Here is a 15854-nt window from a genome sequence, read left to right on the forward strand (position 1 = left end):
AGTCGGTATCGGAAAAACGCATGGCATCTAATCTTACGCTCAGACAGCTGCGATATTTTGTCGCGGTAGCGCACGCGCAACAAATTTCGTTGGCTGCCATTGAGGAAAACGTCTCGCAATCCACCATCAGTAATGGTGTTATTGCTATCGAAGAAGAGTTGGGAGTGCGCTTGTTTGATCGCCTGCCACAAGGTGTAGCCCTCACATCTGAAGGGCAAGATTTTTTGCGGCATGCCAAACATATACTGGAGTCGGTACGGGATGCGGTAGAAAGCCCGCGTTTTAAGGAAAAAACCTTATCGGGAACGGTCAGAATCGCCGCTTCTTACACTTTACTTGGCTATTTTTTACCAGAGCAAATGGCACGATTTCGGGCCAGCTATCCCGATGTAGAAATCCACTTACAAGATATGAACCGGCGCGATGTAGAAGATGCGGTGCTTGCCGGAGAGGTCGATATCGGCATTGTCATTTTGTCTAATGTTCAGCAGCAATCCCGGTTTGAGCATGCGGTTTTGGTACGGTCCAGAAGACAGTTATGGGTTGCGCCCAATCATCCATTGGCGCAAATTCGTTCTCCGTCGCTGAAGGATATCGCCGAATTTCCGTATCTGTTATTGACCACTGACGAGGGCGAACATTCGGCCCTTGATTATTGGAAAAAAAATCGGCTGCATCCAAATATTGTCATGCGGACCGGATCAATCGAGGCATTGCGTGGATTGGTTGGTCACGGTTTTGGGGTCACCGTGCTGTCCGATATGGTGTTCCGACCATGGTCGCTTGAGGGAAAACGCATAGAGGCGCGTCCGGTATTCGATATGGTGCCGCATATGGATGCCGGAATGCTATGGAAGCGCCAGCCAACGTTTTCGGAAGCGGCGCAAGCGTTTCAGCAATTTCTTATTCAATCATTTGGTATATGAACACGCATCGCTGCCACGGTAGTTAGGCAATTGATCGGCTATTTGTCAGCCAGTGCGCAATTTAGGAATTTCATGCTAAGACTTCAACCGTTACCTGATTACCTGTTCGCGGCCTATATAGATCGCTCCGTAGAACAGTACACGGCCGATCTGATGCAATCTCGAGGATGCGCAGAACCGGTTGCACGCCATCAGGCAGAGAAATCTATTCTGCATCTTCTGCCAAACGGCAATGCCACTGAAGGTCACCATATAAACGGAATTTGGACTGAAATAGAACCCGACCCGATTGGTGTGCTTTGGTATGAAATAGAAGAATCAACGCTTTTCATTTACGATTTTGAAGTATATCTGGACTATCGGCGACTTGGTTATGGTGCGGAGGTGCTTAAACTGGTGGAAGCTGAAGCGATCCGTTTGGGAATGTCACACCTTGAGCTGAATGTGTTCGGTCACAATGTGGGCGCTCGGGCATTGTATGAAGGTACTGGTTTTGAGGCGATTGAGATTACGATGCATAAACGGATCGCTCAAGCTGCTTATTAGGTGGGTTCGATTCGTTGGTAACTGAAACGGTTGGCCCTCCGTGGGTGCTGGTCGGGTGTGGCCCGACAGCCAGTCACTTTTTCTTGCTTCGGCTCGGCGCCCCCGCCAAGAAAAAGTAACCAAAAAGAAGGCGACCGCAACTAACGCTGCCCTTGGGGTTCCCAAGCATTTCAGCCGCCAGTCGGGTTGAAAGACCAACTCGCTACGCTCAAACATGTGTTCCAACAATTCCCGACTGACAGCTGAAATACTTGGCAGCATCAATGAAGAGGTAGGTCAACGTCAACGGCAACTTCAAGAACAACCGCAACGTCAAAGATGGCTGCGCCTGCAAGATCAAGAGCAACTTTAAAGGTGGCTTCGTCTACAACAGCAACAGCCTTGATAGTGGATTTAATTCAGTTTGTACTAACTCCATCTACAAACTTTATATCAAAACGCCTATGAAGATTATCTTGATTATGTCGTCGATATTTTCAACAAGCATTTCATTACTTGCTTCATCGAAGATCAGTTTGGCCTGAAGAACCTGGATTCGATCAACGTTGATATAGCGATGTGGGAATGCGATTATCCACATTCGGATTGCACATGGCCGGCGTCATCGAATGTGTTCCACACACAGTCAAGCCATTTGTCTGACGAGATCATCAACAAAATCACGCATCTGAACGCTTTGCGTGAGTTTTCGTACGATCGTTTCGCTATATTGGGTCGTGAAAACTGTACCGCGAGCGCATTACCCGCACAAGCCACACACGTCAGTATTGAGCCAGCATTAGGCATGGGCGGCGCGGCTCCAGAGCGCGATCCAACCAAGCCAGTGACCTCCGGTGACATCAATAAGATGTTTGCTGAGGCAGATGCAGCCAATCAAAGCGCTGAGTTGATCTCAATTAGCCTAACCTGCGCTCTGTCGGTAGTCTGATAAGATTATCGGGCTGCTTAGTTTGACCGATTTACGTTTCCCCTAACCTGCACAATGATTTCATCGCGCAGGTTTTTTTCAGCGGATGCCAGCGGTTATATTACGACGCTTCTCCGCCGACTTTTCGACTCCTTCGAACGGTATTTACATGCCAATTACACGGTTCCAATACAGCCGGATTCCTGCAGAAGCTGAGGCCCTTTGGGTAAAGGTACGAGATTTCCTCGCCAGCACATGAATCCTTTCGCGACCAGGTACGTCGTTTTATTGACAAAGAAATCGTCCCATACCACGCCCAATGGGAAGCCGATGGAATCGTGCCTCGTGCTTTGTGGCTCAAGGCTGGCAGTGCTGGTTTGTTATGCGTAACTGTCGCTGAAAAGTATGGCGGCGCTGGCGGCGACTATGGTTACTCGGCGGTATTAATAGAAGAACTCGCTCGTGCAAATGCCACAGCGGTCGGCTTTACCACTCACTCGGAAATCGTCGCCAATTACATTGGCGCCTACGGCAGCGCAGCACAGAAAGACAAGTGGCTCCCTAAAATGGTGAGCGGCGAAATGATTGCCGTCATTGCAATGACGGAACCCGGCGCTGGCAGTGACCTGCGTTCGATCCGGACCAGCGCACGGCGCGATGGCGACGAATATGTCATCTCTGGCTAGTCATGTGTGCCGAGTTGACGGCCGAAGTCGCTGCGATGGTCAAGCTTAACGGCTCAGAAATGCAAGGGAAATTACTCGACGAATTACTGCAGTTGCACGGTGGTTACGGTTACATGAGCGAATATAAAATCAGTCGCGCATGGGTTGATGCGCGCGTTGCCAGGATTTATGGCGGCACATCCGAAATCATGAAAGAACTTATTAGTCGGAGCTTGTAATCATGCCCCGAAAAAAATAGCAGATATCGTTTTTAGATATCTATGTTCATCACTATTTAATGCCGAACTGCTAGGCCGGTCCATACGATTCATTTTTCCGCCTGCAATAAATATGTCATTTTAACTACCTTTAAAAATGAAAATTTCACAGCATCCTTTCAAAGAAATATGATGGGGTGACCTCCGTTGATGGCAGCTTCAGATGAACGGATGCCTGAATAAAATCAGCTGAACTTAACATTTTTTGAACTTAAAATCTGCTGAACTAATCATGCTTTTAAAGCATTTATTTTCTTCAAAAAAATTTCATTTCTTTTCTTAAAACATTAAATATGACTTTTTTTGTTTAACGTATGTGGTTTATACGTATATTCAGTTTCCCGCAAGATACGTATATTCAGTTCGTCGCAACGTCAATAGCGTACACATAGAAACAATCTTTTTCGTCAGACATCTGAAGCTGTTATTTGATGTCTCTATTTGGGAAATCTGGCAACACGTTCTTCACAGATTTTCGTCACCCACGCATTACTCTCCCGGCTTATTTGAGCTACCAATTCCTGCAAAAGCGTCATAACGGCGTAAGCACATGTCCAATCCAGCACGCGATACATCAGAATAAATAAACTCCCTAGTCACATTTAGTTAAAAGGGAGCGCAAGTCATCGGTGGGTGCCGCAATATTACCGACGATGCGTTCCTATGCCTGCATCTGCGCGGCATGCGACGCACCATTCGTAGCAGATGTGGTGCTGCCTTATGCCTGTGCTTCTAATATCTTATGTCTTCAATCGATATAGATTTTTCGAAAGAACAATAAATGAGTAAGTTTTTGCGTCGAGATGAAGAACAAATAGTTGCATTGAATAAGTACGAGAAGCTACATCATCACTTTCATGATCGTTCGTCGACAGCACGATCAGGCGGACAACGGCTAGTTGAACAATATTATGCCGATGTCCTGCTTTTGTTCGATAACTGGAAAGAGACGCTTCTCATTGGAAGACTGGGGTCTAATTTTTTAGCCGGTCTTACCGTGGCTGCCGTTGCCTTACCACTTAATGTCGCCTTGGCGATGGCGTCCGGCTTGCCTGCCAGTGCGGGGCTGATCGCAGGCGCGGTGGGCGGTGCACTTTCCGCTCTCTTTGGTGGTGCTACCTTACAAGTCACAGGGCCAGCAGCAGCATTGAATGTGTTGGTGTTCGGCCTGGTGGCGCAATTTGGCCCGATAGGTGCAGCAGCGGGCGCCATCGCTGTTGGCGTGATTCAACTTTTGTTCTATGCAATAAGAGCCGGTGGTATCGCACGCTTTCTTCCCGAATCTTTATTAGCCGGTTTTACGACTGGCGTGGGACTAAAACTGCTTGATCAGCAAATCCCAAAGCTGCTTGATATCGATTCTCCGGTCAGCGAGCTGGCGCTTAACCTGCACGTGCCTGTGTGGTTAAACACCGTCAACTGGATTGCTGTACTCACCGGGCTGTTTGTCATGATTTTCATGCTGGGCCTAGTACGTTTTAAAAAATTTCCTGCCGCTATTGTTGGCCTAACTATAGCAACTGCACTCTCAAGTTACCTCCATTGGGATGTACCAGTAATCGGCACTGTGCCCTCAACTCTGCCAGGTTTCTCATTTCCTGAGCTTTCATTGGTTGCATGGACAAATTTATTTGTAGCCTGTATTCCTTTAGCCATACTGGCATCTGCGGAGAGCCTGCTTTCTACCCAGGCCATCGAAAAAATACGTCCGCAAACTAAACCTTATGGAGCGAATCTTGAAGTGTTTGGGCAAGGTATCGCCAACATTGGCGCGGGGATGTTTGGTGGCTTGCCGGTTTCCGGCGTCATCGTGCGCTCAAGCGTCAATGTGCAAGCAGGTGGGAATAGTCGCATGTCCTCGCTCTTTCACGCCGTACTTCTCCTCATTGCGCCGCTTTTTATGGCGACATGGATAGGCGCAATTCCTGTCCCTGCGCTGGCTGGACTTCTTTGTGTTATCGGCTATAAACTTATCGATATTGCTACTTTAAAACATCTGGTTCAGCAACATAAACTGCAGGTGATTGTTTACCTACTTGCCATGGGTGGGGTACTTTCTGGTCATCTTAGTGTTTGCATGATTTTGGCATGTGCGGTTGCTGGCTTAGACGCATGGATTAACGGAAGAGCCAAGCGAAGACGACAAGTAGTAGAGCAGAACTGGGATACTCACTTAGCTCAGGGAATTCGCGCCCACTTGCCAGCTAGGCGCACGAGTCCATTCAAGAGCGTGCCAACTGCCGTATTTACGCCGCAAGATGAAGATTGGCAATCGCATCTGGATCGAGAACCTGTGGTGCATCCAACCGCATTTGTCCACCCTAATGCATCGATCATCGGACACGTTGTTTTAGGTCCGCGGGTGCACGTGGCTGCCGAAGCTGCGCTCCGGGCAGATGAAGGAACACCTTTTTTCGTTGGTGCTGATACTAATATACAAGACGGCGTTGTACTCCATGCCCTCAAAAGCCAATGGGTTCAGGTCGGTGAAAAAAAATGGGCAATCTACGTGGGCGAACGCGTCTCCCTGGCGCATCAGGCACTCGTTCATGGCCCCAGTTTCATTGGAGATGATACCTTCGTCGGGTTCAAGGCCGTGGTGCATAACGCGATCGTTGGTTCCAATTGTTCCATCGGAATCGGCGCGATTGTGGTCGGAGTAGAAATTCCTGATGGACGTTACGTACCGCCCGGCACGCTGGTTGATACAAATGAAAAGGCACAAGCATTGCCTGCTTCCGAAGCGCATCACCACCACTTCAACGCGGATGTTGTCGATGTCAATCGCGGACTTGCTTCGGCCTATCTGGGAGAAGAAGTTTACTTTCCAGCCACACGTGTAAAAAATCTCCTATTCTGAAAGAAATTTAATGATTGAAATTTTTCTAGGTACAGCGGCTGTCTTCAGTTTATTACTGGTCATTTTGGGATTCCGCTCGTTTTATCAGGTAGAAGAAGGGCATTCGGCCGTCATCACTAATTTGGGGAAATTACGTGCCGATAAACTTGGAGAGCCCTTCATCGCAGAGCCCGGATTGCATATAAAGCTTCCTTGGGAAAAGCTACATGAATTTTCAATCATGGAGCGCACGATTTCTCTTCGAGAGGAGATGCGGGAAGTTGAGTTCTTAGCGCGTGATGGGACCCAATTGCGCCTGACTCCGCAAATTCGCTTTCAATTTCAAAAAGAGCGTTTCCCTACCTATTTGTTTGGTATGAAACGCCCTGCATCGCACCTAAGGGAACTCTTTCGCAGTCTACTGAGTGCAGAGGTTGCCAAGTTTGGTCCTGTCGATGCTCCCGAAGGTTCGTACGCGGAGATTCGGCGTAATCACGGATTGTTACACGCGGGGTTAAAGCAAAGCTTTTTAGCACGCGGGCTGGAAGAGAAATACGGTATTCAGTTTAGTGCTGTGGAAATTACCGAGATACTTCCCCCTGCCGATTTAGCGCAGGCTCTTAACTCCGTACAAAAAACGGAAACTGAAAATATTACTTTACTCAGTCGGTTCCGCGCCGAATGTTCGCAACGACTAGCAGCCGCTGAGCACGCAGTGAGTATTGCCGCATTGAAGGCCGAGGCAGTCGAATCAGAAATCTCGATTCTTGGCGATGCGATGAGAGAGCTTCAGAAACAAGGCACGCTTGATGCCTACCTCCAACGTCGGCGGCACGAAGTTACAGCCCAATCAAAAACCCTTTACTTTAAAACCTAGAAGGATTATTTATGGAATCTTTCAGCTACTTTCTATTTTTTTCATCATTCGTGATAGCCGCATTCATACTCTTGCTCACGTTTTATCTGATTCGGTACGCTGCAGTAGTGGTGCAACCTGAGGAGGTCGTTTTACTTCTTAGCCATGGTCGTTGCCGTGAAGATATTTATACGTCCGGCATTCACTTTCGGCCCTATCTGTGGATACCCGGGCATAGGATTATTCGCATATCGCGCCAACTGGAACACCAGTGTTTCAGAGATATACAAGTAAATGATGCAGTCGGTACCACGCTCCGTATCGATATCTGGATGGATTATAAAGTGTCGAATGCCCGTAAGAGCATGTTCGCTATAGAGTCCTGGCGTACGGCGCTGAATCAATTAGTACCTGATGTGCTGATGACCCAGACCGGACGTGTACGTTTAGAAAATCTGCTATCTGACCGTGAGAGTATCGCTGAATCCGTATTCGAGGGAGTTCGCACTGAAGCGCTTAAATGGGGTGTTTCTATTGAGTCTCTATTTATTCAGGATGTTCGGGTATTGCCAGATATTTCTCGCCAGCTGTCTAGTCTGGTAGCGGCACAGATAGAAATGAAAAAGTCGCATCTGGAAGAAGAAGGCCGCATCAAAATTCAAGTATTGGACGCACAAACGGAGGTTCGCGTCGCAGAACTTCAGGCGCGCGCTAAATCAATGCACCCTATCGGCGTGGCCCGCGCTTACAGTAAGATGGCAGACCATCCAGGCCTGCTGGAAAGATTTCAGGAGCTGTACCAACTTTCCCTTTTGCCTTCAGGCCGGGTCGTTTCTTTTGTCGGTTTTGAGGGCAGTGAAATTGGCCCGCTTGATGCAATGATGATTCCCGTAGAGGACAACGCTGCGAACCACATGGCGCAGGTCTCTAATTACTCTCGCTAAGCACTGCCATACCTGTCGGACCTGCGCGGAGTAAAACCTCTGTCCGCCTCTCAGGTTAAAAATAAGAGGCGGACTACCGATAAACCTGAAATGCCGTATAGAGACTTCAAAGTAAGACAAATACTTCGATGCGGTGCTTAGGGCGTCCAATACGAACAGATTTTCTAGCACCTACATGACAAGTTGCCGTCAACAAGAGCAATAACTTAAGCTTTTGCCAGTTCTACCGCAATAGCCGAAGTGATTCGGGCATCTTCAACGCCAATATGCGGTGCAAAACGGCCAACTACCTGACCTTGTCGGTTAATCAAAAACTTTTCAAAATTCCATAAAACCTGTGGCGCTGGTGCCAGATCCAGGTTGTGTTTTTTCATCATCTCAAGAAAATCATCAGCGCCTTCAGTCTCTGGGAATGCCTCAGTTAGTGCAGCATAAAGCGGGTGCTGATCCTCACCGAGTACAGATATCTTGGAGAAAATAGGGAAACTGACACCATAGTTGAGTGAACAAAACTCTGCGATTTCTTTATCGGTTGCCAACTCCTGCTCGCGGAAATTTCCTGCAGGGAAGCCAAGAATAGACAGACCCGCTTCGTGCTTGTCGCGGTACATTTTTTCCAACTCAGCATACTGAGGCGTCAATCCGCATTTGGAAGCTACATTCACCACCAGGACAACCTGTCCCTGATAGTCTGACAAAGAGGCAGAACTGCCATCTGGACGTGAGAGGGGGATCTGCGTCAACGATTGCGTATTGTCCATCTTGTGGGAATCCTTTTTGGCGATTGTAGAGTAATGCTTTACTCAGGTTGAGGATGTCGTACGTGTCTCTGCTGATTTTAGCGCAGAATACCAAAGAGCGTCTTGCTCAGAGCCCTACGGAATAGTCGCCGATAAGGTGCTGGATAAATGGAGAGACTTAAACTGCGAGTGGAATTATGACTCGCCTTCGATGGTCGTTGTCTCATAGGCACATTGCACATAAGTCATGCGCCCACCAGCCAGCATGAGCGCACAAAACATATTCAGATCGACGATTTCTGGAACTGAAAACCATAACGCGAGTTCTGTAAAAACTGCGTCATTGATCGCCATATAATCTCCAGAAAATAATTCGGCATAACGTAACGCAGCGCACTCCGATGCGTTAAAGCGATCACTGTCACTCGTCAAACAAGCGATGTCATCCTCAGATACGTTGTCAGTTTTGCGCGCTAACTGACAGGCCGTGCAGGTTGTGATAGAGGCGATCCGCAACCGAAACAGTTTCCGCAGGCGGCTGTCGAGCAGTGGATGATTATGTAGCTGATCAAGCGTACTAAGCCATGCCAGCGCAGCGTCTGGTCGGTGGCCCCATACTTGCACCGGGATCGTGGAAATCAGCATTCGACTTGCTTTGCCGCGCTCCCTGGCTTCGCGCAGCGGTTGTGGCAAATCATCCAACGATACCGGTGCAATCCGCGACATCTTTTTCTCTCTCGCTTTACGCCACTCGTTCGATGATCGTCGCCGTACCGTTTCCACCAGCGCAGCGAATGGTTTGCAAGCCAAACCGTGCATTGCGGCGCTCAAGTTCATGCAACGTACTAGCCATAATCCTTGCTCCGCTCGCACCGAGTGGATGCCCCAATGCAATCACCCCACCATTCACATTGAGACGATCATGTGACACACCAAGTTCACGCATCCATATTAACGGCACCGGAGCAAAGGCCTCATTCACCTCAAACAGGTCGATATCGTCCAATGTTAAACCCGCTTTTTCCAATACCTTGCGGGTTGCGGCAATCGGACCGGTCAGCATCAATGTCGGATCTGAGCCGACCGTTGTAACGGCACGAATACGGGCCCGGGCCTTGAGGCCAAGACTCTTCGCTTTATCGGCTGACATGATAAGCAATGCTGCTGCGCCATCCGAAATTTGCGATGCATTACCCGCTGTAATACGGCCGCCTTCTGGACGGAAGCTGGTCTTAGAGTCGTTAATGATGGTGGTCCTGGAGGTTACCTGCGCGGAGACTTCTCGCTAACAATGTTCGTCAGCACACCAATGCCCTCAACTGCTGCTTCTACAACATCCCCCGGATTGAGGAAACGCCCCGTTCCCATCCCAACACCTGCTGGTGAACCGGCGGGAAATTCATCCCGCGTAACGATCCACGGATCGACGCCGGTGGTGGCATCCTGACTTTTAGCGGCGGACAAATCCATACCGATACCGGGAGGCCCGCTATGCTGCAAATCCCGTGCGCTGACATCGTTGCCGACCGTATAACCCAATACGCTCGAAAGCGAATCGTCGTGATCGATCGTATCCGACCCAATCACCACCACCAACTCGACTTCATGATCGAGCTGATCAGTTAAAGGAGGGAACCGAATCTGATCTTGCGCGCCAATCAAAGCGCCATACGATTTCAAAAATGCGAAGGGTTGAGCGGGCGCTTTCAGGCCAAATTCAACCAAATGCTTAGCGTAATTTGCACCTGCGACCCCGACCCGATTAACGCGCTCAATCGGTGGCAACAGAAGCACCGATGACAACGCCAGCACAGCGCCAGTAAAGCGCAGCGCCGACTGACCTTCCCCTCGCGTAATACGCGGCGCCCACTCGCTGAACTCGCCAGAGATGGGCGTGACAGTGCCCGTGCCCGTATCGACTAACGCCCAAAACGGCGCGCCACTATCCGTGCAGCGGGCGACCTTCATGCTGCTTTTACCAATGGCGTGACACTGCCAATTTTAGCTGGATCCAGATGCAATAACTCACACGCATTTTTCCAGCGGATTTTGTCCAGTTCCATAGGTGACAATCTCAAACCATCTGTCAGATCATGGCGCACCACGTCGCCACCGCCAAAATTGCTGCCGTAGAGAATACGGTCAGGGCCGATGATATCGACCTTCGCCTGACGCATCGGCACTTCGTGCAATTCGACGTCAAAGTAAAAATTCTTCATGTGCGATAGCAACGGTTTTTTGTTGTACTTAACATCCAGATTTTGGTTGGTTTTTGCCAAACGACCTAGTTGGTAAGGAACGTAACCGCCACCGTGTGTAATGTAATTTTGAGGTTAGGGAAACGATTCAGCACACCGCCGCAAATCAGATTCCAGAAACAACGCGTCTCGTCATACTGCATACCGACGATAGCGGTGGTTTCGTAGTGGTCTTCGTTGGCTTTCTTGCCCCACGTGACTGACTGGTTATAGCCTTGAATAAACATCGGCAAATCCAGGTCGCACAATGTCGACCAGACGATATCCAGTTCCGGCGAATGGAATTCCAGGCCACCAAAGTTGGCGCCACCGGCGACCAGACCTTTAACACCCAGTTCGGTACAAGCACGACGTAATTCGATTGCTGCCGCCTCTGGCGCATTCAACGGAACGTGCGCCGAGAACATCAGACGATCAGGAGCGTGCGAGCAATATTCGGCCAGAACGTCGTTCACCTTACGTGCGAACGACACTGCGAATTCGGCTTCGGTCCAGTACATGTAGCAATGCGATGGAACTGACACAACCTGCAAATTCTGACCCGCAGCGTCCATACCTGCCAGACGCGTTGTTGGATCGGCCCGGCGTGCCAGATAATCGGCCAACTTTGGTCCGGTGCCTGATCGTACAGCTGCCTTACGTTCTGGTGAACCGAGGCCAAAAATCCAGTCGCCGACGCGTAGTTTGATGTCATCATCTTCATGCTGCTCGAAAAATGGTCCCCAGTGCGGATGTTGGTCGTAATAACCTGGATGCGGTGCGTGCGCGTGGAGATCGATAAGCATGTCTCGTGAACCGCTGCTAGTTGATGAACAGTGCATCGAAGCAAAAAAGCGGAGAGGTTCAGTGCGATGTTGTGGCGTTATACCATCCGTCTGATTGAACACATATTTATTTTATGTTCTATATTTAGCCTTTTGCAGAATTAGTTGCAGTATAGAATAAGTCGTTATAACATAAAAATATGATTAATAATTAATTTGAACATATTTTTAAATTTCGTTTTTATTGATAATTCTTGGCGGCAAGAAATCGTTACGGGCCGGTTAAGGAGATCATCTTTAGGCATGGCATTTTGAGTAAATAGTTTTCATCTTACGTTGCTGGCAATCGGTCCATAATGTGTGCTCGGTTGTATCCGGGACAGCGTTTTTTGGCCGTGATGCAGGTGTTCGAAACAATAACCACGCATATTGGTGAATAAATGGTCATTCATAGTATTGAAGATGAGACCGGTGTCCATTGCGTCGACGTGGCGTTGGACGACAATGGCACTTTTACTTTTAAGGTGTTTCGTAAATATCCGGAAGATCAGGGAAGATGGACGTTGGTTGCTGATTACGCTAAGACGACGTATGCGACTGAAGCTGAAGCGTTGGCTGTGGCTGGTGGGACAATACCATGGGTGAAAGATGTGCTTAATCTCCGCGGCAAGGATAGCTGATATTCAATGCCGTTTGTGTTTTGTGGTGATTTTGTGGTGTCATCCGACAGTCGGTTATCTTTTCTTTTTCGTTGAATAGACTGGAAGCTCAGGCGACATTGGTTCGATGAAGAATCCTCGGTTCCTCGGTTTTAATTAACGAAAACCGATGAAGTGAGTGAGGCCGCGCTATCTATGACCCCACAAAAATAGCAAACTTATATCCGTCAAAGCCAGACCTCCCATCAAAGCCCCTTCCCCACCACAATCCCCCGAATCATCGTCCCTAACCGCAATGGCAAAAGCGACTTACCAACATCAGTCGGCACCAATAACTCACTAAGCACGTACCGAACCAGCAATTCACAAGCCAGATCGCGATCTATCTGGGTTGCCAACCGCTTGTCCCAATCATCAAACACAATTTCCAAAACCGATTTGTAACGCTCAACAGCGTCATCAAACATGCGTTGAAAAAAAGCAAAAGCATATTCCGGTGCTACCGCCAACAACCGCCGCACCTTATCCTGCCGTAAAAAATGATCAATATAACCAATCACCGCATTAAACCGATCATCAGGATCGGCATGCAACGTCGCCACTTCAACTAACCGTTGATGAAATTGCGCGCGCTGATGTTCGCTAAATGCATCAAGCAAAGCATCCTGTGAAGAAAAATAGCGATAAAAAGTCCCACGTGAAATACCCGCAACTTCACATACCGCCAGAATCGACACGCGCTCGACGCCCGAGACCAGAATGACCTCCTCAGCGGCTGCAATAATCTGTTGAATAGTCGTATCTGAGCGGCGATTGCGACCGGGCTCACGCGGCGGCGGGACGATTAATGCCACGCTTTTTTTACTTTTCTCGGCCGGTTTTACCACCATTGGTATATTTCCAATGTGTACTTGTCGCTCTCCGATACTACTGATAAGCCTACCAATACGCTGCGGTAGCTGACGCCGATCACCCTCTCCCAACACTAATAATTCGCTCAGAACATACCGGATAATCATTTCGCAGATTAACTCACGGTCCAACTTTACCCCAAGGCGTGCATCCCACGCGTCAAACACGATCTTTAAGGCATCCTGAAAACGGTCAAGGGAATCAAGGAAAGCATGCTGAAAAAATCCGAACGCGTATTTTGGAGCAACCTGCAATAGGCGGCGTGCCTTGGTCCCTTTTAAAAAATTATCGAGATGGGCCACCAATGCGATGAAGCGCTCATCCGGGTCATCATAAGGCTCGGTCACGCTAATCAATGCCTGATGGAATACGCCACGCTTATGCTGAGTATAGGCTTCTAAGAGTTCATCCTGAGACGAAAAATACCGGTAGAAAGTGCCGCGAGAGATACCAGCAACTTCGCATACAGTCAGAATAGAAACGCGGTCAACGCCAGATTCAAGAATGACCTGCTCAGTAGCGACCAGAATTTGATCAATGGTTTTTTCTGAGCGACGATTACGTCCAGGTTCATTGGTGGCATCACCGCGTGAGTCTCCTCCAGTTTCACTTCCACCTCGACGCTCATGGCGCAATTCGGTCTGCGCGGCGTCAGGATCAAATTTACTTAGATGGCACGATGCCAGCGGTTGAAGCAAAAAATCACCACCGCGAGAAATTGCGCCGATCAACTGGGTAATCCATGACAACAATTGACGCCGATCGCCTTTTCTCGGAACCAGAAGTTCGCTCAATACATAACGAATCAGCATTTCGCAAACCAATTCACGGTCAATACGAATTCCTAGCTTGGCATCCCACGCATCAAATACGATATCCAGTACTTCCTGAAAGCGATCTACAGAGTCATGGAAAATACGTTTGAAGAAGCCGAATGCGAACTCGGGTGCCACTTCCAGCAGCCGCCGCGCTTTGCTATGTTTGAGGTAATTATCCAGATAGGATATCAGCGCATTGAAACGATCTTCGGGCGTGAGGTAAGGTGCCGTCGCGGCATGCAGCGCAAGATGAAATCTGGCCCGCTTATGCTTGGAGAAAGCATCAAGTAGCTCATCTTGCGATGAAAAATAGCGATAAAACGTGCCGCGTGAAATGCCCGCGACTTCGCAGACGTTTTGGATAGCAACACGGTCTACACCCGACTCAAGAATCACTTGCTCGGCAGCGGCCAAAATTTGGTCGATTGTTTCTCCAGAGCGCTTGTTACGTCCGGGTTCACGGGGCGGTATTTCAGCTAACGTATTTTTAAGATCACTTTTTTTACTAGTATTTTTTTCACTGACTTTTGGGATGGTTTTTGCACCAATTTTTTTGTTCATTTTTTTACTTTCCACCGCCATTTTTTTGGCTCCCACCGACGTCAATTTCTGCTTACCATCAAGGCCAGCATTCAGCTTCACGGTTTGCTCTGTGGCCGAAATAAGCGATATACGCGATACACGCGATACACGCTCGTTACTTTTCATTGCCGACTCCGTTCTGTTTCTTTAATAGAAAAGTGTATTAAAACACATTGATAAATAAAAATTGCCATAGTCAAACCGATTATTCGAGGGTGTAAATAATTCTGTATTCCGATTTATATTCTAACCTTAATATTTAGGCATATCTAAAAATTTTGTTCTATTTATGCTTATAATATTTACATATTTATTTAATTTGTACACTTTCAGAGAGAAACTGAAAAACGATGAAATAAGACGGTTCTGTAAATGGATGTGGTTTTTTGGAATTTTTTTTGGGGAATCAACGATTAACAAGTTACGGCGACATCAATCGAGAAAATTCCAGGCCAACATTGAAACGAGAGGAAATAACGCTGACGCCGAATTGCTGAACAAATCATGATGGCGGCTTACATGCAGTAAATCACCACCCAGTGCACAACCCCCAACAAGGTGTTGGCTGAACGGCACGCTTAGCGAAAATCGCTTTCATCTGGCATCGATTGGCAGGCCAGGTGCAACGTCTGCCTTTGAGACCAAATCGCAATGGCCTCTTCATACAAGAATAAAATGAGGCCTGAAGTCACTGCCTATGTCGCGGTGAATGGCTTTATTTAAAAAACGCTATGCATGACTACATTGAGATGTTATGTAGATTTCGTATATCTCGTATGAGAACTAGAAATTGGAAATGCTTGGGACGTGCCCCCATACTGCATGCCATCAACACTTTCTTCGGAAACTACCATGACAGCGCAAAACATCTCACTATCCGCTAACGACTTCAATCAAGTCGCTGATACGGCAGCACATCCTGCTAATGATGTCGCTGTCAAACAAAGTCTGTTGCAGAAAATTTTTCTACTGTGGATTAAGCCTTACGAAAATGCGGGCGGTTTCATTCCACATATATAAGTCTTCACCCGATCACCAGCATAGTTGGTAATTCGGCCTAGTGATCTTATTTACAGATATTCAGTAAGAAAGTTTGTTCAGGAAACCGCGAAATCACGCGGTTTTTTTTCGTTTTATTTTTGTCTTGTCATCAGTGGTTT

17 protein-coding genes and 1 pseudogene are annotated in these 15854 nt (G+C 48.1%); 11 read left to right on the forward strand and 7 right to left on the reverse strand.

Features of this window, described 5'->3' with window-relative positions:
- Positions 1-20 precede the first annotated feature (20 nt).
- From ACXX82_RS02835 to ACXX82_RS02875, 9 genes are all read left to right on the forward strand, one after another.
- Entirely contained in the window at positions 21-926 is a 906-nt protein-coding gene (locus ACXX82_RS02835; RefSeq protein ID WP_322239834.1) for a LysR substrate-binding domain-containing protein, read from the forward strand.
- Between the two features lie 72 nt (positions 927-998).
- The gene (locus ACXX82_RS02840) at positions 999-1472 is read left to right on the forward strand and encodes a GNAT family N-acetyltransferase (RefSeq protein ID WP_323507566.1); all 474 of its coding nucleotides are present in this window, start codon (positions 999-1001) and stop codon (positions 1470-1472) included.
- A 214-nt stretch (positions 1473-1686) separates the two neighbouring features.
- The gene (locus ACXX82_RS02845; RefSeq protein WP_458562370.1) at positions 1687-1824 is read left to right on the forward strand and encodes a hypothetical protein; all 138 of its coding nucleotides are present in this window, start codon (positions 1687-1689) and stop codon (positions 1822-1824) included.
- Between the two features lie 258 nt (positions 1825-2082).
- Complete coding sequence (locus ACXX82_RS02850) at positions 2083-2400, forward strand: hypothetical protein (protein ID WP_323507564.1); 318 nt, start codon at positions 2083-2085, stop codon at positions 2398-2400.
- Between the two features lie 278 nt (positions 2401-2678).
- Positions 2679-3065: an acyl-CoA dehydrogenase family protein gene (locus ACXX82_RS02855; RefSeq protein WP_458563951.1), complete on the forward strand. Its 387-nt coding sequence runs from the start codon at positions 2679-2681 to the stop codon at positions 3063-3065.
- Between the two features lie 2 nt (positions 3066-3067).
- Positions 3068-3283 (forward strand): acyl-CoA dehydrogenase family protein, encoded by a 216-nt coding sequence (locus tag ACXX82_RS02860; RefSeq protein WP_458562371.1) that lies wholly within the window; start codon positions 3068-3070, stop codon positions 3281-3283.
- 820 nt (positions 3284-4103) lie between these two features.
- A complete protein-coding gene (locus ACXX82_RS02865; protein WP_458562372.1) occupies positions 4104-6182 on the forward strand; it encodes a SulP family inorganic anion transporter in 2079 nt (692 codons plus the stop codon).
- Positions 6183-6192: 10 nt separating this feature from the next.
- Positions 6193-7038: an SPFH domain-containing protein gene (locus tag ACXX82_RS02870; RefSeq protein ID WP_322239842.1), complete on the forward strand. Its 846-nt coding sequence runs from the start codon at positions 6193-6195 to the stop codon at positions 7036-7038.
- 11 nt (positions 7039-7049) lie between these two features.
- Positions 7050-7961, forward strand: a complete 912-nt coding sequence (locus tag ACXX82_RS02875) for an SPFH domain-containing protein (RefSeq protein WP_458562373.1) — start codon at positions 7050-7052, stop codon at positions 7959-7961.
- Positions 7962-8167: 206 nt separating this feature from the next.
- Here the strand turns inward: ACXX82_RS02875 and ACXX82_RS02880 are convergent, their stop codons facing one another.
- The 6 genes and pseudogenes from ACXX82_RS02880 to ACXX82_RS02905 all read right to left on the reverse strand — a co-directional run bounded on the left by ACXX82_RS02880 (position 8168) and on the right by ACXX82_RS02905 (position 11744).
- Entirely contained in the window at positions 8168-8722 is a 555-nt protein-coding gene (locus ACXX82_RS02880) for a glutathione peroxidase (RefSeq protein ID WP_322239846.1), read from the reverse strand.
- A gap of 174 nt (positions 8723-8896) precedes the next feature.
- Positions 8897-9427, reverse strand: a complete 531-nt coding sequence (locus ACXX82_RS02885; protein ID WP_322239848.1) for a carboxymuconolactone decarboxylase family protein — start codon at positions 9425-9427, stop codon at positions 8897-8899.
- A 16-nt stretch (positions 9428-9443) separates the two neighbouring features.
- Positions 9444-9935: pseudogene (locus ACXX82_RS02890) on the reverse strand (thiolase family protein); the annotation flags it as partial.
- A gap of 29 nt (positions 9936-9964) precedes the next feature.
- The gene (locus ACXX82_RS02895; RefSeq protein ID WP_322239852.1) at positions 9965-10669 is read right to left on the reverse strand and encodes a fumarylacetoacetate hydrolase family protein; all 705 of its coding nucleotides are present in this window, start codon (positions 10667-10669) and stop codon (positions 9965-9967) included.
- Complete coding sequence (locus ACXX82_RS02900) at positions 10666-10980, reverse strand: amidohydrolase family protein (protein WP_323506398.1); 315 nt, start codon at positions 10978-10980, stop codon at positions 10666-10668. The genes ACXX82_RS02895 and ACXX82_RS02900 overlap by 4 nt, the downstream gene beginning before the upstream one ends.
- Before the next feature lie 5 nt (positions 10981-10985).
- The gene (locus ACXX82_RS02905; RefSeq protein ID WP_458562374.1) at positions 10986-11744 is read right to left on the reverse strand and encodes an amidohydrolase family protein; all 759 of its coding nucleotides are present in this window, start codon (positions 11742-11744) and stop codon (positions 10986-10988) included.
- A 419-nt stretch (positions 11745-12163) separates the two neighbouring features.
- On the opposite strand from ACXX82_RS02905, the gene ACXX82_RS02910 reads away from it, so the two are divergent.
- Positions 12164-12403, forward strand: a complete 240-nt coding sequence (locus ACXX82_RS02910; protein WP_458562375.1) for a hypothetical protein — start codon at positions 12164-12166, stop codon at positions 12401-12403.
- Between the two features lie 224 nt (positions 12404-12627).
- Here ACXX82_RS02910 and ACXX82_RS02915 read toward each other — a convergent pair whose 3' ends face one another.
- Positions 12628-14820: a TetR/AcrR family transcriptional regulator gene (locus tag ACXX82_RS02915; RefSeq protein WP_458562376.1), complete on the reverse strand. Its 2193-nt coding sequence runs from the start codon at positions 14818-14820 to the stop codon at positions 12628-12630.
- A 726-nt stretch (positions 14821-15546) separates the two neighbouring features.
- On the opposite strand from ACXX82_RS02915, the gene ACXX82_RS02920 reads away from it, so the two are divergent.
- Positions 15547-15714 carry a hypothetical protein gene (locus ACXX82_RS02920; RefSeq protein ID WP_322239862.1) on the forward strand — a complete coding sequence of 56 codons (168 nt, stop codon included), beginning with the start codon at positions 15547-15549 and terminating at the stop codon, positions 15712-15714.
- Positions 15715-15854 lie beyond the last annotated feature (140 nt).

The organism is Glaciimonas sp. GNP009 (assembly GCF_054343755.1).

What these genes read in the sequence shown, in the direction of transcription:
- ACXX82_RS02835 (WP_322239834.1), top strand. Translation starts at nt 21, where the DNA reads ATGGCATCTAATCTTACGCTCAGACAGCTGCGATATTTTGTCGCGGTA.
- ACXX82_RS02840 (WP_323507566.1), top strand. Translation starts at nt 999, where the DNA reads ATGCTAAGACTTCAACCGTTACCTGATTACCTGTTCGCGGCCTATATA.
- ACXX82_RS02845 (WP_458562370.1), top strand. Translation starts at nt 1,687, where the DNA reads ATGTGTTCCAACAATTCCCGACTGACAGCTGAAATACTTGGCAGCATC.
- ACXX82_RS02860 (WP_458562371.1), top strand. Translation starts at nt 3,068, where the DNA reads ATGTGTGCCGAGTTGACGGCCGAAGTCGCTGCGATGGTCAAGCTTAAC.
- ACXX82_RS02865 (WP_458562372.1), top strand. Translation starts at nt 4,104, where the DNA reads ATGAGTAAGTTTTTGCGTCGAGATGAAGAACAAATAGTTGCATTGAAT.
- ACXX82_RS02870 (WP_322239842.1), top strand. Translation starts at nt 6,193, where the DNA reads ATGATTGAAATTTTTCTAGGTACAGCGGCTGTCTTCAGTTTATTACTG.
- ACXX82_RS02875 (WP_458562373.1), top strand. Translation starts at nt 7,050, where the DNA reads ATGGAATCTTTCAGCTACTTTCTATTTTTTTCATCATTCGTGATAGCC.
- ACXX82_RS02880 (WP_322239846.1), bottom strand. Translation starts at nt 8,722, where the DNA reads ATGGACAATACGCAATCGTTGACGCAGATCCCCCTCTCACGTCCAGAT.
- ACXX82_RS02885 (WP_322239848.1), bottom strand. Translation starts at nt 9,427, where the DNA reads ATGTCGCGGATTGCACCGGTATCGTTGGATGATTTGCCACAACCGCTG.
- ACXX82_RS02895 (WP_322239852.1), bottom strand. Translation starts at nt 10,669, where the DNA reads ATGAAGGTCGCCCGCTGCACGGATAGTGGCGCGCCGTTTTGGGCGTTA.
- ACXX82_RS02905 (WP_458562374.1), bottom strand. Translation starts at nt 11,744, where the DNA reads ATGCTTATCGATCTCCACGCGCACGCACCGCATCCAGGTTATTACGAC.
- ACXX82_RS02910 (WP_458562375.1), top strand. Translation starts at nt 12,164, where the DNA reads ATGGTCATTCATAGTATTGAAGATGAGACCGGTGTCCATTGCGTCGAC.
- ACXX82_RS02915 (WP_458562376.1), bottom strand. Translation starts at nt 14,820, where the DNA reads ATGAAAAGTAACGAGCGTGTATCGCGTGTATCGCGTATATCGCTTATT.
- ACXX82_RS02920 (WP_322239862.1), top strand. Translation starts at nt 15,547, where the DNA reads ATGACAGCGCAAAACATCTCACTATCCGCTAACGACTTCAATCAAGTC.